The sequence below is a fragment of the Alteromonas pelagimontana genome, assembly GCF_002499975.2.
GTDB lineage: Bacteria > Pseudomonadota > Gammaproteobacteria > Enterobacterales > Alteromonadaceae > Alteromonas > Alteromonas pelagimontana.
Genome location: NZ_CP052766.1, coordinates 798,931 through 823,996, shown reverse-complemented (window position 1 = coordinate 823,996; position 25,066 = coordinate 798,931). Strand labels below are relative to the sequence as shown.

At 45.4% G+C, this 25,066-nt stretch carries 25 protein-coding genes; 14 read left to right on the top strand and 11 right to left on the bottom strand.

Features of this window, described 5'->3' with window-relative positions:
- The first annotated feature begins 39 nt into the window (after positions 1-39).
- The 5 genes from CA267_RS03845 (at position 40) to CA267_RS03825 (ending at position 3,103) form a co-directional block, all read left to right on the top strand.
- The gene (locus CA267_RS03845) at positions 40-621 is read left to right on the top strand and encodes a ComF family protein (protein WP_075608713.1); all 582 of its coding nucleotides are present in this window, start codon (positions 40-42) and stop codon (positions 619-621) included.
- Positions 621-1,175 carry a hypothetical protein gene (locus CA267_RS03840; RefSeq protein ID WP_075608714.1) on the top strand — a complete coding sequence of 185 codons (555 nt, stop codon included), beginning with the start codon at positions 621-623 and terminating at the stop codon, positions 1,173-1,175. The genes CA267_RS03845 and CA267_RS03840 overlap by 1 nt, the downstream gene beginning before the upstream one ends.
- A 108-nt stretch (positions 1,176-1,283) precedes the next feature.
- Positions 1,284-1,637, top strand: coding sequence for a hypothetical protein (locus CA267_RS03835; RefSeq protein WP_075608715.1), 354 nt, complete (start codon positions 1,284-1,286; stop codon positions 1,635-1,637).
- Between the two features lie 105 nt (positions 1,638-1,742).
- The gene (locus CA267_RS03830; protein WP_075608716.1) at positions 1,743-2,276 is read left to right on the top strand and encodes a hypothetical protein; all 534 of its coding nucleotides are present in this window, start codon (positions 1,743-1,745) and stop codon (positions 2,274-2,276) included.
- Positions 2,277-2,443: 167 nt separating this feature from the next.
- The gene (locus tag CA267_RS03825; RefSeq protein WP_075608717.1) at positions 2,444-3,103 is read left to right on the top strand and encodes an AbiU2 domain-containing protein; all 660 of its coding nucleotides are present in this window, start codon (positions 2,444-2,446) and stop codon (positions 3,101-3,103) included.
- 770 nt (positions 3,104-3,873) lie between these two features.
- Here the strand turns inward: CA267_RS03825 and CA267_RS03820 are convergent.
- Positions 3,874-4,923 (bottom strand): IS110 family RNA-guided transposase, encoded by a 1,050-nt coding sequence (locus CA267_RS03820; protein ID WP_097349170.1) that lies wholly within the window; start codon positions 4,921-4,923, stop codon positions 3,874-3,876.
- A 194-nt stretch (positions 4,924-5,117) separates the two neighbouring features.
- Between CA267_RS03820 and CA267_RS03815 the strand changes: the two genes are divergently transcribed.
- The 8 genes from CA267_RS03815 to CA267_RS03780 all read left to right on the top strand — a co-directional run bounded on the left by CA267_RS03815 (position 5,118) and on the right by CA267_RS03780 (position 9,273).
- Entirely contained in the window at positions 5,118-5,621 is a 504-nt protein-coding gene (locus CA267_RS03815; RefSeq protein ID WP_170669014.1) for a GrpB family protein, read from the top strand.
- 91 nt (positions 5,622-5,712) lie between these two features.
- Positions 5,713-6,129: a hypothetical protein gene (locus CA267_RS03810; RefSeq protein ID WP_075608718.1), complete on the top strand. Its 417-nt coding sequence runs from the start codon at positions 5,713-5,715 to the stop codon at positions 6,127-6,129.
- A gap of 147 nt (positions 6,130-6,276) precedes the next feature.
- A complete protein-coding gene (locus CA267_RS03805; protein WP_075608719.1) occupies positions 6,277-6,579 on the top strand; it encodes a putative quinol monooxygenase in 303 nt (100 codons plus the stop codon).
- Between the two features lie 163 nt (positions 6,580-6,742).
- Positions 6,743-7,567, top strand: a complete 825-nt coding sequence (locus CA267_RS03800; RefSeq protein ID WP_075608720.1) for a hypothetical protein — start codon at positions 6,743-6,745, stop codon at positions 7,565-7,567.
- Positions 7,568-7,700: 133 nt separating this feature from the next.
- Positions 7,701-8,195, top strand: coding sequence for a hypothetical protein (locus CA267_RS03795; protein ID WP_075608721.1), 495 nt, complete (start codon positions 7,701-7,703; stop codon positions 8,193-8,195).
- Positions 8,196-8,291: 96 nt separating this feature from the next.
- Positions 8,292-8,570, top strand: a complete 279-nt coding sequence (locus CA267_RS03790; protein WP_075610007.1) for a type II toxin-antitoxin system RelE/ParE family toxin — start codon at positions 8,292-8,294, stop codon at positions 8,568-8,570.
- Positions 8,570-8,863: a HigA family addiction module antitoxin gene (locus CA267_RS03785; RefSeq protein ID WP_075608722.1), complete on the top strand. Its 294-nt coding sequence runs from the start codon at positions 8,570-8,572 to the stop codon at positions 8,861-8,863. The genes CA267_RS03790 and CA267_RS03785 overlap by 1 nt, the downstream gene beginning before the upstream one ends.
- Before the next feature lie 95 nt (positions 8,864-8,958).
- Entirely contained in the window at positions 8,959-9,273 is a 315-nt protein-coding gene (locus CA267_RS03780; protein WP_075608723.1) for a hypothetical protein, read from the top strand.
- A gap of 439 nt (positions 9,274-9,712) precedes the next feature.
- On the opposite strand, the gene CA267_RS03775 is transcribed toward CA267_RS03780, so the two are convergent.
- The gene (locus tag CA267_RS03775) at positions 9,713-10,030 is read right to left on the bottom strand and encodes a CcdB family protein (protein WP_075608725.1); all 318 of its coding nucleotides are present in this window, start codon (positions 10,028-10,030) and stop codon (positions 9,713-9,715) included.
- A gap of 325 nt (positions 10,031-10,355) precedes the next feature.
- On the bottom strand, positions 10,356-11,267 hold the full coding sequence (locus CA267_RS03770; protein ID WP_232367625.1) for an IS30 family transposase: 912 nt from the start codon (positions 11,265-11,267) through the stop codon (positions 10,356-10,358).
- Positions 11,268-11,482: 215 nt separating this feature from the next.
- Between CA267_RS03770 and CA267_RS03765 the strand changes: the two genes are divergently transcribed.
- Complete coding sequence (locus CA267_RS03765) at positions 11,483-12,496, top strand: IS110 family RNA-guided transposase (protein ID WP_075610008.1); 1,014 nt, start codon at positions 11,483-11,485, stop codon at positions 12,494-12,496.
- A 319-nt stretch (positions 12,497-12,815) separates the two neighbouring features.
- On the opposite strand, the gene CA267_RS03760 is transcribed toward CA267_RS03765, so the two are convergent.
- From CA267_RS03760 to CA267_RS03725, 8 genes are all read right to left on the bottom strand, one after another.
- On the bottom strand, positions 12,816-12,965 hold the full coding sequence (locus CA267_RS03760) for a type II toxin-antitoxin system PemK/MazF family toxin (protein ID WP_139316224.1): 150 nt from the start codon (positions 12,963-12,965) through the stop codon (positions 12,816-12,818).
- Positions 12,966-13,551: 586 nt separating this feature from the next.
- Positions 13,552-15,510 (bottom strand): RICIN domain-containing protein, encoded by a 1,959-nt coding sequence (locus CA267_RS03755; RefSeq protein ID WP_075608726.1) that lies wholly within the window; start codon positions 15,508-15,510, stop codon positions 13,552-13,554.
- 410 nt (positions 15,511-15,920) lie between these two features.
- Positions 15,921-17,417, bottom strand: coding sequence for a glycoside hydrolase family 43 protein (locus tag CA267_RS03750; RefSeq protein ID WP_075608727.1), 1,497 nt, complete (start codon positions 17,415-17,417; stop codon positions 15,921-15,923).
- Positions 17,407-19,338, bottom strand: a complete 1,932-nt coding sequence (locus CA267_RS03745; RefSeq protein WP_075608728.1) for a glycoside hydrolase family 2 protein — start codon at positions 19,336-19,338, stop codon at positions 17,407-17,409. The genes CA267_RS03750 and CA267_RS03745 overlap by 11 nt, the downstream gene beginning before the upstream one ends.
- A gap of 14 nt (positions 19,339-19,352) precedes the next feature.
- A complete protein-coding gene (locus tag CA267_RS03740) occupies positions 19,353-20,390 on the bottom strand; it encodes a glycoside hydrolase family protein (protein WP_075608729.1) in 1,038 nt (345 codons plus the stop codon).
- A gap of 61 nt (positions 20,391-20,451) precedes the next feature.
- The gene (locus tag CA267_RS03735; protein ID WP_075608730.1) at positions 20,452-23,193 is read right to left on the bottom strand and encodes a TonB-dependent receptor; all 2,742 of its coding nucleotides are present in this window, start codon (positions 23,191-23,193) and stop codon (positions 20,452-20,454) included.
- A gap of 420 nt (positions 23,194-23,613) precedes the next feature.
- Positions 23,614-23,820, bottom strand: a complete 207-nt coding sequence (locus CA267_RS03730) for an FCD domain-containing protein (RefSeq protein WP_075608731.1) — start codon at positions 23,818-23,820, stop codon at positions 23,614-23,616.
- 386 nt (positions 23,821-24,206) lie between these two features.
- On the bottom strand, positions 24,207-25,058 hold the full coding sequence (locus tag CA267_RS03725) for a class II glutamine amidotransferase (RefSeq protein WP_075608732.1): 852 nt from the start codon (positions 25,056-25,058) through the stop codon (positions 24,207-24,209).
- Positions 25,059-25,066: the final 8 nt, after the last annotated feature.

The window sequence follows — 25,066 nt, the reverse complement described above, 5'->3', positions numbered from 1 at the left end:
GGTGTGTAGGCAATCGAGTATCAAAGTGAGGAAATTTAAATGGATGTAAACATTAAGCAGATCGATGGAATATGGACTCTAGGGTACTCACTTGATAAACATACGCTGAGTAGCACTCCTACTGGTTACAATGAATATGGTCACATGCAGTTTGATACAATTAGGCCAGAGGCTGGGGAAGCGCTTTATCAATTGAAGTACCGATCAGATTATTCCCAAGTCGGAGCTATCGCAAGTCAACTAAGCGCTTCATTTGGACAAGCCTTTTCCTCCGCAAGTCTGGTTATACCTATGCCTGCATCGAAGGTTAGAAGTAGGCAACCAGTCACAGAAATAGCAACAGAGTATGCTCGATTAAGAGGTATTCCTTGTCGCGAAGATTTACTTGTAAAAACTGGAACTACAGCACCAATGAAAGATATCGAATCAAGAGATGAAAAGATATCTGCCCTTATTGGGGCGTTTACCGTTTACGATGTATTACCCGACGGGAAATATGATGTACTAATTATAGATGACCTCTTTGATACGGGGTCATCACTAGAAGCAGCTACTACTGCATTGAAAAACTATCCTAAAATAGGAAATGTGTACGTAGCGACTGTAACCAGGAAAAGATAATGCATAAGGTATTTATATCAGGCTCTATGAAAATCAAGAACTTAGACGGCAATGTTCTCGATAGAATCAATAATATTATAAGTTCGAACTGTCAGGTTATTGTTGGTGATGCTGATGGTGTTGATAGTTCAATACAGAAGTACCTTATTTCACAAGAAACAAAGTCGGTCCTTGTATATTGTTCGGGGGGAAGACCAAGAAATAATATAGGGAATTGGCATACAGAAGTAATTGAAACTAATGCTCAACCCGGGACCAGAGCTTTTTTTACCGCAAAAGATGTGAAAATGGCTGAAGACTGCGATTACGGACTAATGGTTTGGGATACAAAAAGTACCGGAACTTTAAGTAATGCAATAGAACTTTTAAAGAGAAAAAAGATATCACTTGTTTATATTAATAAAGCGAAAGAATTTCTAAAAGTTAAGGAAATTGCTGATCTAGAAAAATTAGTATCATATATGAGCGATTCAGCTTTTGAAAAAGCGGATAAAAAACTAAAGCTTAGAGCGAATATTAACCAGCTTAAATATCAGCAAGATAGCTTGTTCTAGCAATGCCTAACAAAGCCATGCACAGGATGCAAAAAAGCTACGTTCGCTTCGCTCTCTTCACCTTTTTCCACCTGTGATGGCGGCGTTAGTTTTTAAAAGGAAGAATTAATGAAAGGAATATTTATGAAGTACGCTAGTATTGCGGTTGTATGTTTACTTCTAGTTAGGCCTGACACAATCATGCTGGCAATGTTTATAGATGCGATCGGGCTAGAACTCTTTGTTTTATTACTGGGGTTACAGTTTCGACAAATATTCTCCTTTGCTCAGATATACGTGAAATCATTGCTTAACCACCTCAAAGATAAAATAAAATTTCAAAGGTCGTTTTTTTTCATTCCAAGATTTTCCGAATTAACCTACATGCCATCAATGTTTTGCCATGCTATTCCAGGTTTTGGTGGTTTTTATAGTATTATTTGGCTGATTAGGACAAATACACGTGTTAAGCAACAAAACTAACAAATGCATCAAGCGGATTTTAACAAGAGCGGCCAAAACCGCTTATGCAAAGTGTTATGTTTTTTCGCAAACCACTAGGATTTTTTAAAAAGGGATTTGAAATACATGAAGTTCATCAAGTTTACAACGCTTATCTTGGTCGTTGCCATTATCGTAGCAATACTGTCTTACCAGAAAGTTATCTCAAAAATATTGCTACCACAGTATATTGACTGGGCGTATGAAACTGATAGACAAGGTTTGGAGTCTGGAACACCTTTAAATGCACAAGAATTGTCTTTAGCAACCGATATAGGAATTCAAAATTCAGAGAAAGTTAGGATTGTGTATGTGGATGAAGTTCCGTTCCCGTACGAAAACTTTGCCCTGAAAACATTAGGTGAAGCACTCGGATTCATTGGTGAAGGTATCATCAACAACGCTCAAGTGTTCGGATACTCAATTTATGTTCGTAATGGTTATGAACTAAATAGACCAAAGCTAGCTCATGAATTGGTACACGTACTTCAAATTGAACGAACCAGTCTCGACCATTTAATAACTCAGCACTTCTCGGATTTAGCAGAATATGGGTACGATAAAGCACCTTTAGAGGTCGAAGCGTTTAAAGCGAACAAAGACTATGCGGCCGGTTGGTAACTAACCATAGTAGTATAAAAACATAACAAGCGCATAAACTCGCTCGCGGGCTCGCTGGGACACAAACACGTAGGCTCCCTGCGCTTCGCTTGGTATTGTAGCCTACGTATTTTTGCCTGTTATGCGGGCCGTTATGTGTTTACCCACGTGTGAAAGAGGTTCCTAAAGTGAAAGATGACCATAAAGGCTTCTCAACAACATCATCCTGGGAGGAGTTCTCCAAACGCACGGGAATACCACTTCCCAGTACGCCAAAGATTGATCGTTCATTATTTTCGGATTCTGAGATAAAGTGTTTTGAAAGTTACTTCGTGTCTTTATGCACGGATTTGACAATTTACAATCAGCTATTTGGAACGGATGAGTCCATTTCGGTACTGAATGAGTTTAATGGATTCGTCTTTAAAAGAATACAGCGTAGCTTCCTTGAGAAAATTTGTCTTAAGATTTCATGCTTAATGGATCCAGCAAAAGCAGGATCAAATGACAACCTTTCGCTATTGAGATTTGTTGAGAAAGCTGGCAGCCCGGAGTTGTCTGCAGTTTACGATAAGCTTTATAAGGATTATGAAAGCACAGGGATCAAGATATGGCGAAATAAAGTTCTCGCTCATACTGACCTTAAAACCGTTATGGGGAAATTCGAATTCAAGCTCAAACTTGATGCAGATAACATAAATCGAATGGTTAGGGATATGCAGGACCTGATCGACTTAATTAAAGATCCCCGTGTCTACACGGATACGGAGGTGACGCTACCGTTTGGCAGCGATGGCAATTCCTTTGTTTCTAGGTTAAGGAAGATAAATAGCGAAAACAACGCATAACCAGCCAAGGCAGTGGGACAAATTTTGCTTTGCTGCGCTTAAATCGCAAAATTTACCCCTGCTTGGGGCGTTATACATAAACCCTTTTTCAAAAAAAAAAATTGGGTTCAGCGGCAAGGATTGTTTAACAGCAAGGCAGCGCTTTCAGCTTGTTCTGGGGCTCATTCAGTCAATCCACTTACCGCGCATCAATTCCTTTTTCGACATCAAGCTGGCGTAAAAAGCAATGGTAACAGCTTCGCATCTTCGCTCTGCTTGGCTGGTGCCATATTCTAAAAGCCGTTAAACATGCTGGCAGTTCAAAGCCGGTTTATGTATAACACATATGAGCCTCCGGGCTGTCAATGAAAAAAGATAGCCCTTTGACCACTATTTCAAGATCAATACTTAGCCCTTTATAGAACCCGTTTACTTCGTCTGTCATGGTCGATGTTAGGCGTATTGCCTACGTCAAACACATATAGAGGCTCTTAATGTTGCACTTTTCAATTCCATCTGACTGGCAACGGCACTAGACATTCATCGGTTAACCTTTCTCTGTCCTATTCAAAACTAAGTGGCTGCTTTACGCCAGTTAGTACCGGGCTCAGTGAAGGTGTAAGCAAATTCTGAAAAAGGAAATGATGCGCAACAGTGGCATGTCTAATCAAACGCAACGGGTTATGAGCTGTTGGTATACTTATCGAAGCTGCTGATTGCAGAGTGTTGTGCGATAAGACGATACTCGTCGTTTAACCAGTTAGACGCTAAAGCTCATGCCACTGTGCGACTTACCCGTTTAAAAAGCGCTCTTCATCAAACACCTGTTGGTTTTTCAGCATAAAGTAGATACATCGCCCAATTTTATGAGCTAAAGCTGATAAGGCTTTAGCTTTGCTCATGCGTTTTTGCAGGTTAGCCAGGTAGCGTTTAGCGTTGTCATTGCCTTTCAGGTACAACACTGCCGCTTCACTGAAGGCCCATTTCAAATGAGCATTGCCGATTTTGTTCCCCTGTGTGCCATACGACTTACCCGCAGATTCCGCTTTGCATTTTACTAACCGTGAATAGGATGCGAATTTCTGAACAGAGGGAAAGCGTTGAATATCGCCAACCTCATATAAAATCGTGAGTGCAAGGATTTTACCAACACCTGGAAACGACTTAAGAATATGCAGGTCACGAGCATTATGCGTTTGCGCCTGAGTTTTTACATAGTGTTCAATTTTATACAGTTCATGCACCATGGTACTGATGATATTGAGATTTAAATCCATACTTTTCTGCACAGCTTCATCCGGGAAAAAGTGATGCATTTTCTGGCGATCGGGTGAGTTTTGCAGATTTAACCGGGTTTCGAGTGCGGGTAGGTTATATTGGCTAATCGTACTGGCTACATGTGCTTTAAGTTGTGCACTCATTCTCATAATATGCGTTCGACGACGCAGCGCATCACGAATGGAACGGTGCTCTTTTGAATACGCGTGAGCTAAGGGGAAGTTGCCGCCGCGAATAAGCTTGGCAATCTTTAGTGCATCAATTTTATCATTCTTGGTTTTCCCGGCATGAATGGCTTTCATGTAAAGCGCGTGGCCGAGAATAAAATCGATATTGTGCTGTTCACAGAAATCTGACACCCAGTACCAGCAGTGCATGCATTCCACACCAACTACGATATTGCCCAAATAGGGAGTTAACAGCGCCAGTAACTTTTCAGGTGAGTCACCGATTTTCTCGTGGACTAAGATATTGTTTTCATTATCGATAATGCAGACATACAGTAACCGTGTATGAAGATCGATTCCACAATAGTAAGGATGTGTATTAGTATAAAAGTTCATTGAGTTTTCTCCCTCGGTTTGGTCGCCTATTAGGATAAACTCTGTTTATGCTGATAGGGAGGAGGCTCAATGAGTATCAAGCAAATCAAGTCGTGCGCCTCGGCGCACTGGGACGCAAACACGAGGGCGGCTTCGCCATTTTCGCCCACGCATTCGCGCCCCTTATATAAAAGTTAGCGGCATGGGAGTTCAAATTGGAAATTGAGCTGAAGCAATACAATGATGAGTGGCCCAGCCTGTTCGAGAGCGAGCGTGCGTTCTTGCTGAATCTGATCGGTAGCTGTCTCGCGGGTTCGGTGGAACACGTCGGTAGCACTGCCGTGCAGGGAATGGTCGCGAAACCGGTAATTGACATCATGTTCGGCGTCAAAGACTTGGAATCATCGCGAGGCGCGATCACAATTCTCCAGCAGAATGGCTACTGTTATTATCCGTACAAAGCTGACGTTATGCACTGGTTCTGCAAGCCAACGCCGGAATTTCGCACACACCATTTGCACCTGATTCCGTTTCAAAGCCCGCTTTGGCGCGAGCGGATCAAATTCCGTGATGCTCTTCGGGAGTCTCCAGCTATAGCTGAGGCATACGCAGATCTCAAGTTGTCGCTGGCTGCCGACGTCGGCTCTGACCGCGAAGCATATACCCAGCAAAAGTGGCCATTCATTCAGAAGGTGCTATCTAGTGCCAAAAAGCGCTAACAAGTTGCAGCACGGCGACCGTCACTACGCAGCTGCGCTGCTACGTTCCGGCGCGTGTGCAAAGCGTTATGTGGCAAAGGAAAGCTAACTAGTGCGTACACCAACAGATCTAGATATATTAGAAAAAATCCATGATAAGTATTATGGTCAGTTTTGCGCTTACGAAAACGATGAGTCAATAAGAGCAAGCAAAATATATGTACCTATTTCTTGTGATGACATTGCAGAAGAACTAAAAGTTGATGGGGACATTGTTTTCGGAAGGTTATATTATCATCTTGAGAAAAAATACGGTTATCGCCAAAGTGACGGGTCAAATGTTCATTTTTTCGCTTTCAAAATTGGGGCGACTCATCACTGCGTAAACTTCCCGCTATTATCTTCGGTGCTGGCGGGCTTACAACAAGAAAAAAGAAAGTTTGTGCTAGCTACTACAATCTCTGTAATTTCACTTTCAATATCCATCATTTCAATAGGCATCGCGGTGTGGTCAAAGTTAGCCACATAACAAACCAAGTCAGCGGGACAATTACATGCAGGCTCCCGTCACTTCGTTCCGTATGTTAGCCTGCATGTACTTGCCCCTGCTTGGGGCGTTGGGCTCGCTAGAAATCGAGCTGTATAATACTGTCGTTGTAACAAAAGGAGACATATCATGGTCAAAGTAGCGTTGTTTGTTCGTCTAGAGGTAAAACCTGGCAAGGAGAAGGACGTCGAGAGTTTTCTACTTGATGGGCTGCCTCTCGTGATGGAGGAGCCAGCCACTACTGCTTGGTTCGGCATCCGTCTCGGTCCAAGCACTTTTGGAATATTCGATGCTTTTCCGGACGAGGGGGGCCGACAAGCGCACCTCTCTGGCAAAGTCGCCGAGGCTCTTATGGCAAAGGCGGGTGAGTTGTTCTCCACACCGCCGTCCATCGAGAAAGTTGACGTTCTCGCGGCCAAGCTACCTGGGTAAGCAAGCCCAACAAAGAAAATGCAGCCGACCCAAACTGCTCCGGCCATTTTTGTGCGGTCGCTAACGCGACCATTTTACACAAAAATCGCCTCCGCAGTTCGGGCGGCTGATTTCAGCGTTAGCTGAAGAGGCACGCTGAACCTCGTTTCTATGGGCTCTGTTTATGCAAACGCTTGATTATTTTGTATCTCACACTTTAACAAATTTTTATGAACTTCAAGAGTTTCTGAAAAGCAATCACCCTATAGGAATGGAAAAATATAAAGCGAAATGCTCTCTGGTCGCTCTCAACTTCAATCATACACTGGAGTATTTGGTCTCTGAGAAAGAGCATGACCTATGTAGATTCCTTGATTTGGAAATAAAGCAACGTAAAAACTATCCCTCGACTAAAAATCAGATTCTTAAGAAACTATTCAGTTTTTCATTCAATTACTTGGGGATGACTGTTCCCGGAGACGTTCTAAAAATTCTCTATGACGTTGGCGATGTATCTAAGCATGGTAAAATAAACAGAACGTATCGCCGACTATCTAGCTACTCACAAGTAGAAGAATGTCTGCTAGTGTTGCTTAGCCGCTCTAAGAACGACGAATATTATTCAATACACTGCGGGGTTATGGTTACGGATGATGACGGTAAGCAATATAATCTTGAGAAAATGGTTAATTTAGGCATTGGTATACTTTCGAAAATACTGTATGACTTGGGCGTAATAGATGGTGAGCCCGAGATTTGGGAGAAGTGCAGGAGCTTTGATTTAACGCCTGAAGAAGCAGACAAAACGTTTAAAAGAAAAAATAATATCTGCGAACTACCCCAGTTTGGAAATCGTGGCGGCCCGAATATGCTAAAACAGGTATTCGACCCAACGTCGCCTCAATCTATAAGGTTTCCCAAACAAGGAGAACCATTCAATTTTAGTATTTCGGTGCCAATTGAGGTCGTATCCACTCCCTTTCTTAAGAAAGCTAGGCCGACCGAATGATTTATGCCACGCCGCGTCAGCTAACAAGTGCAGGCATGGCGACGCCCACTACATTGCGCCTTCGGCTCCTTTTCGTGGGCGCGCATGCTGCAAGCGTTATATTTTTCTTCATCATATTAAAAAAGGAGTAAGGATGAAAAAAACATTAATTATTAGCACGATGTGGTTTGGAGTCGTAGCTAATACACATGCTGAAGAAACTTCGATTGTAGATATGGCTGATAAAAATGAGATTAGAACCTGCAGATCCCAGATTAAAAGTGTTTCTGATTTTATAATTAAAGATAAAGCTCACAGTACACACGCTTCTTGGAATTCGAAAGATAGCGACAATCGACTGTACGCGACGTTAACAAGTAAAGGCTATTCTGATGGTGACTCTCATGTTTCGGTGATCACCGCACCAACATCTTCAGGTAAATGCGACTCTACATATGTCGAGACCTTTGCGCTTCCACAGTCCTGTATGGTAACCCGTGAAGAAACATATAAAGACTGGAAGTATATAGGAACCATGAATGGAAAAACCCTATTGTTGGAAAGTGATGGAGGGGCAGTAAACATTTATCTATCTCCCCAAGGTGAAAGCATTTGTTTGGTTTCCAGAAGAGAAGTGGTTTATCAATAAAATATAACAAATCAATTCAGCCGGCCGCTAAAGCGGCGGCTGATTGAGGTGTTGGTCAAAGTTGTACCGCGTTGCGCAATGCGCTACACTCATCGCATGATTAAGTCATTTAAACACAAAGGTCTGAAGCTGTTTTTCGAGAAAGGAAAAACATCAGGCATCCAAGTAAAGCACGCGAAGAAACTTCGTATGCAGTTAGCTGCTATCCACACCGCACAAGAAATAGATGACGTTAATCTACCTGCCTTTTCTCTTCATCAATTGAAAGGAGAAAGGGCCAACATTTGGTCTATATCAGTTAATGGTAACTGGAGAGTAACTTTCGAATTCAAGGATGGTAATGCTTACATCTTAAATTACGAGGATTATCACTAATGAATATGCATAACCCACCGCACCCTGGGGAGTTTATTGAGTCCATATACATGGAACCACATGGCATTAGTTGCAGAACACTTGCCACGCATCTTGGTGTTGCAGCATCAACGCTTAATCGTGTGGTAAAGGGTAAAAGTGCTGTAACACCAGAAATGGCATTGAGGCTATCTAAGGTACTAGGCCGAACCCCTGAGAGTTGGCTTAGCATGCAGGGCAATTACGAACTTTGGCTAGCAAAGCAAAACATCAACCTAGACAACGTGCAGCCTATAGATCTGCATGCAGCCTAACAATCAAATGTGGACACAAACGCGCGGGCTACTATGCAGTATCTCCCACGCGTTTGCGCCGCCAAATTAGGCCGTTAGCAATCAAAGAGGACTTCATGGACATTTCTTATTTTTGGATTCTTGCTTTTTCAATCGCTATATTGCTAGCCGTATTGCGATACATAAAAATTGGAAATTATGATCCTGATAAGGTATTTCAAAATTTAGGCGATAGCATTTGCGTAAACTATTCGGCTATTGGTAGTAAAACTTTACCAAAGAGTTCCGTAGTGAAAATTCAATTAGCTGGCAACTGTATAAGTCTTTTCAATCAAAGTGATAATGCGCTAGATATTTATGTTCCAGGAAAACTTGGGCGGATAACATTTTTAGTAGGGCAAGAACAGTTTTCCCTCATGCAAAGGTTGTGAAAATTGATTGCTAACAACCGCTTTAAGGCGTTATGTGCTAAAGGGAATGTTTAGATGGATTTGTTTCTTGCCAACCTGATAACAGTCGGATTTTTCATTACAGGGTACAAGGTCACTAAAAGTGCAATTTTGCCTATGCCCTACGCTCTGTTGAAAATTGCGCTCTATTCCCTATTAATCTTTTGCTGCTTAGCAATTTCATCAGTTCTTTTTGCCTTTACTATCGGCCTTTGGTTACCAAATACCTATCCAGTTACTTTTTCATATAAGGCGTTGCTTATTTGCCCTATTATTACCATCTATTTTTTGTACAAAATGGTGCACAATAAAAGTCATTTTGTGCACGCACATAACAAACCAAGGCAGCGGGACACTAACACGTAGGCTCCGTCATTTCGTTCGTATTTAAGCCTACGTGTTAATGCCCCTGTCTGGAGCGTTATATTCCAGTAATCGCAAAGTCTATTGCTTCTATCAGCAAATCTCTGGATTGCCTCAACGAACCAATGGGATCATGTAACACCTCTTCAGGTATGGAGCTAAGTTGTTGAGCAAGGAATAAATAAGTTTCGCCTTCGAACTGTATCTCCAGGGGCAATTTTTTCATATAAAGGCTGTTTCTGGCATTGCTTTTAGTTAACGGTACTGTCAGTCTTGTTGCTAATTGTTCAATTACAGAATTTTGGAGATCAACAAGAAAAGGGTAAGCCTTATTTGTTTTCTTACTTGTCTGATCAGTGCTTATCAGAAGAAGCAAAGCAGTTCATCCGTAACAAAGCGAATAACCATATTGAATAAAACAATGGGAGAGCGGCTATATTCGCGATGCGGACAAAAGGCAAAAGCTTTTTCGTTGCATTGGTGCATATTCCGGCCTGATCTGAACAGCGATTCCGGAAACACTTGAACACCTATTCTTGGATCATTTGAACACTGATTCCGGATTTATTTGGTAAAGTTTTGTGCTCATTTCCGGAATCGGTGTTCAAGTACACCAGAATCTTTTCAACGCATTGAAATCACAATTAATTTGATAACTTAACCATTCGCGAATTCAACTCCGAAGTGCACCACTCGCTAAATTAGGCCGCTCCTCGTAACTGCTCGAACACGACGGCGGGCTGTTTAAATCCAAGACATTTCCTTGGCCTCGCATTCAGGGCACGCTCAACCTCAGCAATTTGCTTGTCTGTTACCGTCCGTAAATCGGTGCCTTTCCGTATGTATTGGCGCAGCAAGCCGTTGAAGTTTTCATTCAGTCCGCGTTCCCAAGATGAATACGGATTCGCGAAGTAGACGTCCGCCTTCAACTTCTCTGCGACCAACTCATGGTCACAAAATTCGCTGCCGTTACCCGCCGTGATAGTACGAACGTGGCGTCGATACTTCCACAGCATGCCAACCATTGCCCGGGCTACATCAGCCGCACTTTTAGCTGGTACTTTTCGTATCAGATACAGCTTACTCTTTCGCTCTACCAGGCTGACAATTGCGCCTGTTCCTTGCTTCCCTAAAACCGTATCGGCCTCCCAATCGCCGAACCGCTTCTTTCTGTTCACGATGGCAGGACGATGCTCTATACCAATGCAATTCGGGATTATGACTCGCTTCGCGCGGTTACCTCTACGGTATCTTCGGTGACCTTGTCGCAGCTGTTTATACAGCTTGCCGCCGCGTAACTTGTCTCGCTGGACATAACCATAAATCCACTCGTGACTGACGTTACAACCGATGATTTTACCCACGCCAGCAATTTGCTTCGGACTCCACTTCTGGATCAGCCCGAACTCAACAAAGGTCATTGTGAGCGCGGGGATGCCGTACTTGGTTGCCTGACATCGTCGTTTAATCGTCTTAGCATGGGCTACTTCAGGCAGGTAGTGATTGTCCCGAATCCTGTTGCGACGTACTTCACGACTAATCGTACTATGACTGACTTTAAGCCGCTTCCCAATCTCCCGATAACTGAAACCCTCGCGTAAGTAGGCCTCTATCTGCTATCGTTGTCCCTCGATCAACTGCTTGTAACTCATGGTAACTACTCTTGTTTTTTGGCGATTACAGAGTACCACCAACAGGCAGTTGATCTCTTCTCACCGTTTAACCATGAGTGGTGCACTTATTATCTGATGTGATGGTCTCCTCCCAAATTCGGCATCTGAGTGCCATGATTGAATTTGAACTTACAATCAAACGGGAGAAGACCAAGATGAAGATTACAACAATCGGGTTAGATATAGCAAAAAGAGTCTTTCATGTGGTGTGCTGCAACAAGGAAGGTAGGCTGCTGAAAAAGAAAATGTTAAAGCGAGCAGAGGTGCTAGCTTTCTTTCATTCTCATCCTCAATGCCTTGTTGCTATAGAGTCTTGTGCAACTTCTTCCTATTGGGCGAGGGAAATTCAAGGATGTGGTCATGAAGTAAAACTGGTTCCGCCACAGCATGTTAAAGCATTTTTAGTCGGTAACAAAAACGATTATAACGATGCCTTAGCTATAGCTATTGCCGCCCGTCAGCCCCATATCAGATCTGCTGGTATAAAGTCAGTCGAACAACAAGATAATCAAGCTCAGCATAAGGCCAGAGCATTAGCCGTTGGGCAGCGCACAGCATTGTGCAATCAAGTAAGAGGACTGGTGGCAGAGTATGGGATATGCATACCTCAAGGTATCCATACACTACGCAAGCATATCTCAATATGGCTGGAGGACGGCAACCAGCAATTATCTATACAGTTTAAGGCACTTCTGTTACAGCTTAATGAACAACTCCATACGCTAGATAGCAGTATCGAGGTATATGACAAGGCAATAATGCAATATGCAAAAAACAATGCAATTTGTCAGCGTTTGCTATCTGTTCCCGGCATTGGTCCGATGATATCAAGTGCCTACTTTAATGAAGTTGGTAATGGCAGGGCTTATCGCAAGGGGCGTGATGTGTCAGCGTCATTAGGTTTGGTCCCCAAGCAACACAGTAGTGGCGGAAAAGACGTATTATTGGGTATCAGTAAAAAAGGTAACAGTTACTTACGATGTCTACTCGTCCAAGGAGCCAAAGCCGTTGTTTCTAGAGCTAAATCCAAGGATGACAAACTCAGTATATGGATAAACCATCTGGTTTGTACAAGAGGGCATAATCGGGCATGTGTAGCGTATGCCAATAAGATGGCCAGAATGGCATGGGCAATCACGGTATCAGGTGAGGAATATTCACCCGTATAATAAGAACAAACACTTCAACGAATTGCGAAGGCGTAACAGATAGATGACATAACAGGTCAAACCGGCATATTTAAAACCTGTCGAATTCAGGGGTAATAAAATACCGATAATCTGATAAGGACGATATGCGCGAAATACATCAAGGTCATAGCCTTTACGGCTAATTAAAGACCGAATATATGACAGCAATCCTGTCCCTGTTATCTAGATGATAAACCTTGCAATACGGGAGGAGTCCATATATGAATTCGGGCTTCTTCAAACGCCGTAATTATCAACCAACCCATTATTGTTGAAGGCAGCGTGAAGGTGGGCCAGATTACGATGAATAGCGTAGCTGAATCTGGTTGGTGAATGGAGCAGGTGGCAATATCAGTGCAGGGCGCTTACAGGCTTGTTCATGAGCGGCAGGCGTGTCAAAGTCAGTGATCACTATGTCACCGCGAGCAGGGATATACAGCGTAGCCACTAAATTACCTCTTTGCATTAGCTACAAATAGATGGTCAGATTCGCTTTGCAGCTACGATTCTCAAAAAACGTTTCGAGTTGGCACTTTAATGATCTTTTGAGAATGCACTTTTTATGAAAACGGAAGCATCATAAGTATGGATACACACTTAAAAAATTATCGAGGCGCTGGCTAACGGTATTAACTCTGCCACAGGAGAAATTATGCCGAATGCGTCTCCTTTTAATGATCCAGATATCACTAGAGCCTTATTTGCTTTAATAGAATGTTTAAAAAATCCGCCAGCCAGAAGGCCAGCAATAAAAAGTCGCTTGAACAGAGACAGACCGAAAATCTCGAAAAAGGTTTACTCAAGAATGCCGGGGTAGCTTGAACACAAGAAGAAAAAACGACACTGGCGAAGAAATTCAACGAGGGCGAGTCATTGGATATCCTTGCCGGTATTCAGAAACGCAAAAAGGGCGCCATTACATCTGAGTTAAAAAGGCAAGAGTTGATCGAGGAGTAAGCGGAAGGTTGAAATCTGGAGGTGGGAAAACGGAAGCTGCCAAGCCACTTCGCTTCCGTTTTTACTTTTTCACATCGCTAAAGCGAATTAAGCTCCCAGCGCTGGCAAGCACCACCTAGCCACTCCCATAGCTGTACATTCGCGCCGTCAGCCAATGAACAAGCGTTAACGTCGAGCACCTTGCCGCCATTTTTTGAAGCGATTTTGAAGAAGCCGGGCTCAACCTCATCAAATGACCAACGCTGACAGTTCGCGCCGGTGCTGTTCCACTGCTGAATATTCTGCCCGCGCACATCCAGACAACCATCCACATCCAACGCCAGATTGCTGTTCACCGACAGTATTTCAAAATAACCGTCGGCGGTGGGGGTGACCTGCCAGCGCTGGCAATTTGCACCGGAATAAGGCCATTGTTGCACATTTGCCCCGGCATTTGCAGAGCATGCGTTAACATCCAGCGCTTTACCGCTGTTTTGCGATACAATCGAATAGGTGCCTTGAGCAATACTGTTAGCGCTCACTGGTTCAATTTTCCACTGTTGGCATTCGCCTCCCTGCCATTCCCATTGCTGTACGTTTTGCCCGTCAGCCGCGTTACACGCATCAACATCCAGCACTTTGCCGCTGTTTTGTGAAACTACCCGATAGAAACCGTCACCAACGGGTTCTATCCGCCACTTTTGACAAGGTGCGCCGCTATATGGCCATTGCTGAATGTTGGCACCGTTTTCGGTCGAACAAGCTGCAACATCTAAAGCTTTATCGCTGTTTGCAGACACTAAGCTGTAACTGCCATCCCCTTGCCAGGTCAAGTTCCAACGCTGACAATCGGCACCATTCCACGGCCATTGCTGAACATTGGCTTCATCAGCCGTAGCGCAGTCTGCCACTTCTAACGCTTTACCTGAATGTCTGGCGGTTAACCTGTATGTGCCATTGGGAACTGGCTGATTAAATTCGCCGACAGCAGTATACATACGACACTCTTTGTTGGTCATATGAATGATTTGGTTACTGTTGAGGCGTTGCAAAAACTGTGGGCTATAGCTGTTACAGGGATTTGTGCCGTCGCTTGGCACAAATAGGGGCGCGGCGCGCTCGGTCCACCGCCCGTCACCATTATTATTGTTAACCATATAAACTGAATATGGCCGCACGATATCGTTGTTTGCAGCGTCTCTTAACACCTGCGCACCCACCACTAATTCTCCGTTGGCCGTGCCGTTATCAAACCACGTTATCGTGGGGGCGTGAGAATAATGATTTCCCGATACCGACTCGATATGCGTGCCAATGGCGGCTATCGAGCCCCAGCTCACCCCATCGGAAGATTTACGGTAAAACGCATCGCAGTTATAAGTAGGCCCGCAAATTTCGTAAGCCATAACGTAATCGCCATTAGGCAACTGTGTAATGGTAGGCATACCAGGCCGTTGCAAGGTGTCGGCAATCGCAATGTCGACAACCTCATTACCCCAGGTTTGCCCACCGTCGGTAGAAATTTTGTGTGCAATCAGTTGGTTATAACCGTTGCCCTTATGCTCTTCGCTGGCGTAATACATGACTAGGCGACCATAATCGTCAATAATAAATTCTGCTTCCCACAAGCCGGTATTGCCAGATACAGGTGAAGAGAAATAGCGCCAACTTTGCCCCTGATCGGTGCTTTTATAGATTTTTATTTCCCGCGCTGCCGGTGGTGTGCCATTGTGTGCGGAGACCGCCCAGAACAATGTCCCAGCGGTGGTATTGCCCATGGTTTGCGGAACTTCGTAAAGCTCGCTGCAACAGGTATTGTCAAAGCCGGTTTCGTTGATCGTTGAGATTTGTGTCCAACTTTGTCCATCGTCGGTGCTCTGGTAAATATGCCCGGCACCGATGACATCAAAACTGGCGACAATGCTGTCGTTAGCGGGGCCGTTATAGGCCAGCCTTATCATTCGGGGATAAAATGAAGTGACATCTTCCATTAAGACTTCCGCGTAGCTGGCTTGCCACCACAATGTCAGTAGAATTAACCACAGTAATTTTTTCATTGTATTGCTCCTTAATCGCGTTCAAAAGTGCTCCCGATACGGCGGGGAGGAGTGTTGTTTTCGGCACCGCGCCGAAATCAGGCTGATTTGCTGTAGCCGGATAAATGTGAGCCAGCTTTTTAAGGCAAACCAAAATTCTGTTCGGGGCATTTAATACGCTTGGGAGTTTCTCTGATAGCGGCTTGAAATTTTTTAGCAAGGTCCAAGAGCTTACAGACGGTGACCTAATGCTTCCTGAACGTGATCTAAAGCTTCCCAATGCGCCCTAACGCTTTCCGAATTTAAGCCATGCAGAGCTCTCCGATGCATCGAGGAACACTACTGCGGCACTTCGGTACAAACTGGGCTCGGGAAGAAAAACGCATGTGAAAGGCGCTGCCGGAAACGAGCTGGCAGCGCGGGTTAGCTTATTAGCTTTCAGTGCTACTTGGCATAGGTTGCGGGGTTACTGTTGGCCCCCAGACTTCTAACCTGTCGGGGCCATTTTTCTGCGGCACAAACCGAATACGATCAATTGCTATCTTGCGCGGCTCTGTTTGATTCAAGCTGTAATGCTGGTGGTAAACAATAAACATTTCCTCGCCGTCGGGGGAAACTGTTAGGCTGTGGTGGGCGGTACCATGAGCAAAAGGTGTGGATTGCATCACCGGGTTAAATTCATACTTCTTCCAAGGCCCAAGCGGATGCTTTGCCACAGCGTAGCCCACAGAGTAATAGGGGCTTTCAAAATGACTGCCCGAGTAAGTCATGTAATACCAATCTTTGTGTTTAAGTACCACCGGACCTTCGGCTACATTCGCCATATGGGTCTCCCATGGCGCTTCAGGGGCAATGAGATGGGTTATGGTAGAGGTATCAACAGTTTTCATATCGTCGTTAAGTTTGGCACCCCAGATGTGATTGCCGTTATCAAAACCTACGTAATAGAAATACTTCTCACCATCGTCATCAATAAAAACATGGGCATCAATTTTAATGCTGTCCGGTGTCATAGGCGCCTGCTTTTGCTGTTTAAACGGGCCCATCGGAGAGGATGCAGTCGCTACAGCAATGCGTTCATCCACGGCATAGTACATATAAAAAGTGCCATCATGCTCGACGATATCTGGCGCCCAATGGCGTGACTCGCCCCATGAATTCTCGTTGGTCAGGGCAAAGCCTTCATCCTTCCAGTTCACCAGGTTGGTCGAGGTATAAAGGCGGACACCCCGTTTCATTTCTGGGAAATCCGGCGTGTAGGTGCAATAGGCGTAGTATTTGTCTTCGTAATGCAGCATGCCAGGATCGGCGCAATTTAATTGAACCGGATTAGTGTAAGTCACCGTTGCGGTGGCTTGCTCATAATCACCAATTTTTACGCTGCCGAATTCAGCGTTGCCTTTTATGTAAAGGCCGAGATTGCCAGCGTTGAAGGCATTATCTATGACATCAAAGGCAGGATAGTCGCCTTCTGCAAGAGGCTTGTCGCCCGCGAAAAGTACGAAGTGGTTATTACGAACTTTGAGCGTGAGCGAGTACCACATTTCCGTTTCAAGCGCCATGCCCCGGCGGCTGACAATCTTATCGCCAGTGCGTAAGAAAACATTCTCATCACTCAGTGACAATCCCGTACGGTAGCCACTGTTGGCGTCACCTTCGTGCTTTTGTGGCATTCTAAAAGCAATACCGGCTTCGGCATCAGGAGAAAGCATTTTAACCCTGGTGCTTATCTCAAAGTTAGCCCAGTCTACATCGAGTTGAATGAGAGATTCGGCCGCGCTCCCAGCAACCTTCACACTGCTTTCAGCCAGCGGTTTACCATCTACAAAAATTTTAGGGACGTCAACCGGAGCCGCATGTGTCGGGTTTGACAGTAACGCCACTATAAAAGTCGAGGTAAGTAAAGGCGTAAACGTGCTAATTTTCATGGCTAACCTCTTCAAATGCTTGTTCGCAAAGTGTGTCACACGCGATGTTTTCAATTAATCCGGCTTTTTTATGAATGGAAAGCAACTCATCTGCGGTGAATTTTTCCACAGCACGGTCGTAGGTAAGCAGACCGTTAAGCTCGGTTTCCACATCGGAGGTTTGCGTATATACCCCAGCAGCAATGCCTTTGCTTTTTAACTCGGCAAGATCGTTGGCCGAGCGGATATAGCGCTGTTTATATTCATCTAGTGAGGCGGGCATATTGCCGTAAATCATTTGCTTGCCGCCGGGAGCCCAAAGGTGATCTTTCACTGCCCAGCCGTGCCCACCGTACTCTCCTACCACTTTTACATAATTGTCGAAGGTGCCTTCGTTGGTGAGAAAAACCGGTTCGGGATAATGATGGGCATCAGCAATATCACCTACAGGGAAAAAGTTACCGCCACTGGCAATGTTCAGCAGCCTAGAGGTATCGTACTGCTCAACGAAGCGGCCGATTTTCATGGTGCGATGTTGTCCCCAGCGTTCGTTAAACGTGGTCCAGACAATAATGGAAGGGTGGTTGTATAAAGTATCGATCATGCTACTAAGCTCATCCATGTATTGCTGGTGCGCCCATTGCGGCCAATCGGCTTCAATTTCGCCCTTCATACGATCCTCGAAAGCCTTAGACGCTTCATTCCAGACTGGCCATTCTTGCTTATTACCACTGCTGTCAGTGCCGCCAGAGACCTGATCCTGCCAAATAAGGAATCCGAGTTTATCAGCCAGGTAGTAATAGCGCCGAGGCTCTACTTTTTTATGTTTGCGGATGAGGTTATAACCAGCGTCTTTTAAATAGCGCATTTCTTTAACGATGGCGGCTTCAGAAGGCGGCGTGAGCAAACCGTCTGGCCACCACCCCTGATCCAACGGACCAAGTTGAAACTCTGGCTTGCCATTGAGCGTAAACTGCCAATTGCCATTTTTGTCCTGAGCGCGACTGATAGTGCGAAAACCGGCATAGCTCTTGATTTGGTCGATCTGTTCATCTTGCCGATCAAACAGGGTGACGTTGACATCGTACAGCTTAGGGTGCGAAGGGTTCCATGCTTGTACATTGGGTATTGCAAGGGTAATTCGAGTGCTGCCAACGGAATGTTGGGCAACTTGCTTTGTACCGTCTGATACGACCACTTCCATTCGGGCAATCTCACCGCGTGTTTTGACATTCACATGCAATTCACCATTGGCACTGGCTTCCAGCTTTAACGCTTTAGCGTAGACGGAGCTTACATGCTCCAACCACACCGTTTGCCAGATACCAGAAACCGGCGTATACCAAATACCCTGATTATCGCGTGTTTGCTTACCGCGTAATTGGTAGCGGTCGGGGGCATCGGTGTCATCAATTACACGCACCGTTAGGGTGTTAGTACCTGACTTAAGCGCCTTGCTGATGTCAAAACTAAAGGGCAGGTTGCCACCGCGATGGCTGCCTACATAAGTATCGTTTACCCAAACACGGGTAGCGTAATCAACAGCTTCAAAATGAAGCAGGGTGTTTTTGCCTTCCGCATTGGCAGTGAAATCTCGCTGATACCAAAGCGCATCGTTTTCACTAAGACGAGTTTTCACGCCGGAAAGTGGGCTTTCAATGGCAAAAGGCACCAGAATATTTCCTGCCCATTTTTTTGGCTCACCTTGGCTTCTTGGTTGCACCGCGTAGTGCCATAAGCCATTGAGATTCTGCCAGTTATCCCGTTGCATTTGCGGGCGGGGGTATTGCTGCCAGGCATTTTGCGGCGTAATTTGTTCACCCCACTGTGTCAGCATGCTATCGGGTGCAGGTGACCATTTAGCATCTGCCATAGCCAGCGGGGTAAATGAGATTAATAAGCCAAGCAGAGAGCTTTGCAACCATAGTTTTAACGTCATCATTTTCCCTCCTAGTGCTATTTGCCTGACTTGTCGATGCCAAACCCTTCGACCAGCGCGTTATATTCTGTTTTTGAAATAACGCGCATATGGCCGTGGCGAACTTTGGCTGGCAGACTGTATTTGTCCCAGTCGGCAAAAAAGGTGTAGCCGGAAATCTGATACCAGGGGCCGCCAAGTGAATCGGCCACCGACAAGCCATAGGATACGCCCGGGTATTGCTCGTAATATAAATACCAAGCCGAATCGTCAGGCGAAGGGATTAGCATTGGCGCTTCTCGGAAGTTTGGGCTGATGGGATCGCTTAGGTTGTCATAAGGGCCTAACAAATCGTCAGAACTGGCGATACGAATGGTTTTGCCTGTGACCCAGTCAAGGGTGGGGTAGGTTTCGTCTTTGATAATTGCCCAGTATTTTCCTTCAGCATGACGTAGAAATACGTCAATGGTGCCCATGTCCCAGTCGAGCAAGCGCTTGGGTGGAGCGGAGAACGTTTTCAAATCGGTCGAGGTGACATACAACGTGCGCTGGCTGGCCCAATAGCGTTCTGGATCTTCTTTAGTTCCTTCTTCGTGTGGCGTGTGCCAGGACATAACAAATTGCTTGGACGCTTCATCATAAAAAAGCTTAGGGGCACCGATGCGTTGCAACGCATTTTCATAGCCCGGCGTAGAAGATAAATCGGGGCGGTAGGTAGTGTGTTTTTCCCATTTGATCAAGTCACTTGAACGCCAGATGTTGATATCGGGGGATGAATCGCTGGTATTACCGGCGATGTAGTAGGTGCCGTCAGGACCTTGGGTAATATCGGGGTGGCCTTGATAATTTTCGAACACCCGTTTGCCGTCATTAAGCCTATACCAATGCAGCCCGTCCAGACTGACACTGTAGTACAGCCGCCCGTAATCTTCGTGAGTCATGTGCGCAAACAAATATGCCTCGTTGACAGGCTTTTCGCCCTTTTCCACCTGACCTGGCGGGTTGGGTTGCTGGGCATGAGTAATGGCTACAAAGAGAAGTGTGGCAGCCAGCATTGATTGAGTGAGCAATTTCATAATCTTCCTCGTTAAGTGCGAAAAAACCGGCCGTTCAAAGGCCGGTATGTATGGCTGGTATTTAATATGAACCGCGAATACTTAATCCGAAGGTGCGCTCATCGTCGCGCACATCATGAGGAAACGCCGGCGTACCGAAGTAACTGCGATAAGTTTCACCATTCAAGTTAGTACCATCAATGCTCACTGTCAGGTGTTCATTGATGTCATATCCCAGCGAGAAATCCACGCGGCCATTGCCTTTTACCTTATTAAAATACTCGCCAGCGCCTTCTGGTTTGAGCGCACCACCAATCAGAAACTCGCTGTATTCAGAACGATAGGTGTAAACCAGACGGCCGGTGAAACCATGGTTTTCATAGAGCACGCCAGCGGTATAGCTGTGCTTTGACACACCTTGTAAAGGTTCGCCCTGTAACGGATCGTTTTCGGTCGTGATTTCGCTGTCTGCCAGCGTGAAGTTTGCCATTAGGCCGAAGCCGTTAAGCCAGTCAGGCGTTTGCTCAATCAATGAATCAAAGAAAAGCTGACCTGAGACTTCGACACCTTGCAGCGTTGCCGATGCCGCGTTGCGAGGGCGGGTAATGTTATATTCAATACCGTCAATCACCTCCGGGCTGACTTCAACTACCGTGCGGTCTTTCAATGTGCGATAGTAAATCGCGGTAGCGATATAACTGCTCGGGGCAAAGTAATACTCAACGGTAGCGTCGTAAGCGTTGGATTTTTGCGGTTTTAAATCAGGGTTACCGCCGCTGCCATTGGGACGAATGTTGGCATTTATCGGCACGTCATAGGTTAGACCGGGGTTCAAATCACCAAATGCTGGGCGCGCCAACGTGCGGGCGGCGGTAAAACGTAGCTGTACATCTTCGGTGACCTCAAGCCGGGCGCTGAAATTGGGCAAAAAGTTGGTTTCGCCAGTATCGGTGGTGACTGGTGTCGGTACCGCAGGCGGATTCGGGTTATCTTCAGTCGGTGCCGGGCGTACCAAACCTGTTCCGGTGAGCGAGCGGTCAGTGCGCGTCGCTCTAACACCTAGCAAGCCGTCAATAAACATACCGTTACTGAATTCATAACCGTATTTACCCTGCACGTAGGCTGAGTAGGTTTGTTCGTCGGCGTCGTAGTTTCTGGCTGGATCCCAGTCTGGGTCGCCTGAAGGCGCGCCATAGATTTGTCTAAGGGTTTCAGTGTTATTGATAAGAAAATCGCGATCAGGTGTCACCCAGTTTTCACCATTGTTAATATAAGGAATATTCGTAGGTGAGGTGATCAGAAAATCATCCGGTAACCCTACCGAGTCGACCAGTGTCTCGCGGTTGCCGCCGGGCGATGCGGGGCCGCCCGGGGGAGTGGCACGAAAGACTGAATCACGGTCGGCGTAGCGAACACCCATTTGCAGTTCGGTAAACAAGCCCTGCATGAAGTAAACAGCATTCCCTTCGAAGGCGTATTGCTCACCGACTGCGTCGTTTAAATCTTGAACCAAAGAGTTGGCAAATCTGAAATCGCTGGCATCGCTAAGGGGGGAGCCGGGCATCTGTGTGGTACCGTAACCGTCATTGTTTATAACGATATCCACTGCCTCGATCTGCTTGCCGACATCCACAATAATGGAACGGTTTTCGGTGTGAGAGCGCTGATAGGAAAAATCAGCATCCATCTGCCAGTTGCCCGTATTATAACGAGCACCAAATGCCACCAGATATTGGTCGGTGCCGGTTTCTTTGGCTTGAGTACTACTCAAACCGGGAACATTGTTGAACCTTGCTGACTGACCGATACACAAATCCTGTAACGGATCATCAGGCGTACCGCCAAAACCGGCGCCTTGCACCCGGTACTGACCACAATCGTCGGTGAGCTCAACGTTGGTAATACTTTCGGCCGCAAAAATATCAGAAAAGATAAAGTCTGACTCCCAGTCTGACTTGTACTCAGTGTAAATACCGTCAGCGTATAATTCTAACCCGGAAGGCGTTACCCATTGCAATGCCATGTTAAACTGAGGGCGCTGATAGCCACCAAACTGACTTACACCACCAACGCAGGTGGGTAGAATTGCGCCTTCGCCGCCTTGTGGACCATTAGTACCTGAGCGGGGATCACAGTTGTAAGAAACCGGGCGATCAAAATCAATGTCAGAATAAGAGATGTTAAACAGCGCACCCATATCGCCGTATTCATTTGACCAATGGTTCGATACTAGGCCACCAATGTTATAGTTGGCTTTTTCTACGTTATCACCGTAGAAAACCCGGGTGTTGAAGGCCGACGTCAGCCCCTCGTCGAAGTTTAGCGGCTTGTGCAATTGCAGGTTAACTACACCGGCAACTCCTCCTTCAATAAGATCCGCAGTGTTTGATTTAAACACGTCTGCACCGGCAAGTGCTTCTGCAGGTAAGTCTTGAAAGGCAAAACCACGACCTACACCGGTGAATATCTCGCGCCCGTCCAACGTAGTAAGAATGTCACCGATACCACGAATAATTGGCCCGGTAATTTCGTTATTATCACCGGTGGTCACTTGAACGCCGGGAATACGTTGGAGCGCTGCGGCGGTTGTGGTGTCGGGAAATTTACCAATATCATCGGCAACAATGGCATCAACTACCTTATCTGAATTGCGCTTGATTTGCGCTGCCATGTCAAGGCTGCTGCGCAAACCTCTTACTTCTATAACTTCAACACCCTCATCGTTGTCTTCAGCGGGCTGTTCCTGTGCCATTGCACTGCCTGATGCAGACGCCAACAACGCCAAGGCAATCGAGGTGGCTAAAAAATGCTTTTGATTCTTCATCGTGCTCTCCCATTCTCAGTCAAGTGTGCTCAAAGTTGTTATGATGCGGGCAACGCCTGTTCGCAATTTGCCGCTAATTTACCCATCGCTAGATGAAAATATTCTAGGGTAAACGTTACCACTTTATGGTACGGAGTATACGCCCGGTAACAAAAAAATAAAGTAATTTTGCTATAAAATTTAAAATTTTTGTTAAAATTATGAGTGATGGGGTTTGTTAGGCGTATATAAATAATGGTAAAAAAGACGCCAATCTATAAAAATATTCTATTAAATCATTGAAATTTATATATAAATAAATTTTACGGTTTGCTGGTCAACGCGAAAGCGAATTTTGAATACTGGTAGGAACTGCATTTACAAAAAAAGGGTAAAGGTTTAACTTAATCATGATGGCTTTTGTCTAATTTTCACCATGCTTTAACTTCCGCTCTCAAAAAAACTCAGGGTGGCGGGTTTGTACTGGTCTATCACTTTAAGGATAAAGTGCAGGTGATTTCTCGTTGCGGCCCGGGCTTGTGCCGGGTTTCGGTCGCGCAGCGCATCGACAATAGCATTGTGTTGCGCCAATACGCTTTCATACTGACCGCCAAATTCCTTGGATATCGTCTGGGGAGTTGCAGGCATCTAGTAGCTGATCGATAAGTTTGTCTGATATTGGCATTCTGTATTCCTTTCAACAAAAAAAAGAATGCCACTTACACAGATATTTTTACAGTCTCTCTTACTTGTCTGATTAGTGCTTATCAGAAGAAGCAAAGCAGTTCATCCGTAACAAAGCGAATAACCACATTGAATAAAACAATGGGAGAGCGGCTATATTCGCGATGCGGACAAAAGGCAAAAAGCTTTTTCGTTGCATTGACAGATGGGGCTGTTTTCTTTCGCACGGCCGCCTTAGAGAAGGGCCTTATCGCTCACCGGCCTAGTTTAATCATAATACCAGTTTGACTTAATTAATTGAATTCCTCTGTCTCTGAGCTGATCACACATTACTCGCTGATTTGTCCTCTCTAAACGGAATCGGCCTCGCTTTCATCAAGGAATGGTTCAATGGTCACATTGTTTTTAACGACCGTAGTAAACGTATTGTTGGGGATTTCAGTCCACTTTTCGCTTGCCTTGTCTAAAGGTTCTGAGACCACCACGGTACTCTCACTTGGCATTTTTTCATCCGGTCCTTCAAAGTCACCAAAGCAATGGCTGTGGGTAGAATAGAATTGGGTCATTGCTTCTTCATTATACGAAAACCTCAGAGTATAAAGAGTCTTACCATCAGACAAGGCACAAGAAAGATTTAATGCGCCTGTCGGATCATTGTTTCTAAGCGCTTTAAGTACTCGCTTCACCATCCGCTGTAAAGCTTCTTTTGGGCGTTCTGTTAAACCATAGGTCAACGCGAGCAAGAAAAAGGTTTCACTGTCAGTGGTGCCTTTTAATTCGGGGAACAATGAGGGTTCAATATCCAGTTGCAGTTCCCTGCGTATGCTTTCAAATTGCGTAACATGGTCGTTATGCTGGAACAACCAGTTCTTATAGGAAAAAGGGTGACAGTTCGTTCGCTGGATATCACCAGTAGTCGTGGCGCGAATATGAGCAAAAAACGTGTGCGATTTTACCTGATGACAAATATGTTTTAAGTTTTCATCGTGCCATGCGGGAAGATCATCTTTAAACAAGCCAGGGTCATCATGACTGCCGTACCAGCCAATGCCAAAGCCATCACCGTTAGTTGTTAACAGCTTGCCTGAGGCAGTGATATTTAATTTACTGTCTAAACTTTGCTTAACCAGCGAGTGCGCAGGCTGGGTGACAAGTCTATCTAAAAATATCGGTTTGCCAGTGTAGGCGATCCATCTGCACATAATGATCT

Coding starts and splice junctions, on each gene's coding strand:
- CA267_RS03845 (WP_075608713.1), top strand. CDS start 40: ATGGATGTAAACATTAAGCAGATCGATGGAATATGGACTCTAGGGTAC.
- CA267_RS03840 (WP_075608714.1), top strand. CDS start 621: ATGCATAAGGTATTTATATCAGGCTCTATGAAAATCAAGAACTTAGAC.
- CA267_RS03835 (WP_075608715.1), top strand. CDS start 1,284: ATGAAAGGAATATTTATGAAGTACGCTAGTATTGCGGTTGTATGTTTA.
- CA267_RS03830 (WP_075608716.1), top strand. CDS start 1,743: ATGAAGTTCATCAAGTTTACAACGCTTATCTTGGTCGTTGCCATTATC.
- CA267_RS03820 (WP_097349170.1), bottom strand. CDS start 4,923: ATGAACTTTTATACTAATACACATCCTTACTATTGTGGAATCGATCTT.
- CA267_RS03805 (WP_075608719.1), top strand. CDS start 6,277: ATGGTCAAAGTAGCGTTGTTTGTTCGTCTAGAGGTAAAACCTGGCAAG.
- CA267_RS03800 (WP_075608720.1), top strand. CDS start 6,743: ATGCAAACGCTTGATTATTTTGTATCTCACACTTTAACAAATTTTTAT.
- CA267_RS03795 (WP_075608721.1), top strand. CDS start 7,701: ATGAAAAAAACATTAATTATTAGCACGATGTGGTTTGGAGTCGTAGCT.
- CA267_RS03790 (WP_075610007.1), top strand. CDS start 8,292: ATGATTAAGTCATTTAAACACAAAGGTCTGAAGCTGTTTTTCGAGAAA.
- CA267_RS03785 (WP_075608722.1), top strand. CDS start 8,570: ATGAATATGCATAACCCACCGCACCCTGGGGAGTTTATTGAGTCCATA.
- CA267_RS03780 (WP_075608723.1), top strand. CDS start 8,959: ATGGACATTTCTTATTTTTGGATTCTTGCTTTTTCAATCGCTATATTG.
- CA267_RS03765 (WP_075610008.1), top strand. CDS start 11,483: ATGAAGATTACAACAATCGGGTTAGATATAGCAAAAAGAGTCTTTCAT.
- CA267_RS03755 (WP_075608726.1), bottom strand. CDS start 15,510: ATGAAAAAATTACTGTGGTTAATTCTACTGACATTGTGGTGGCAAGCC.
- CA267_RS03750 (WP_075608727.1), bottom strand. CDS start 17,417: ATGAAAATTAGCACGTTTACGCCTTTACTTACCTCGACTTTTATAGTG.
- CA267_RS03745 (WP_075608728.1), bottom strand. CDS start 19,338: ATGATGACGTTAAAACTATGGTTGCAAAGCTCTCTGCTTGGCTTATTA.
- CA267_RS03740 (WP_075608729.1), bottom strand. CDS start 20,390: ATGAAATTGCTCACTCAATCAATGCTGGCTGCCACACTTCTCTTTGTA.
- CA267_RS03735 (WP_075608730.1), bottom strand. CDS start 23,193: ATGAAGAATCAAAAGCATTTTTTAGCCACCTCGATTGCCTTGGCGTTG.
- CA267_RS03730 (WP_075608731.1), bottom strand. CDS start 23,820: ATGCCTGCAACTCCCCAGACGATATCCAAGGAATTTGGCGGTCAGTAT.
- CA267_RS03725 (WP_075608732.1), bottom strand. CDS start 25,058: ATGTGCAGATGGATCGCCTACACTGGCAAACCGATATTTTTAGATAGA.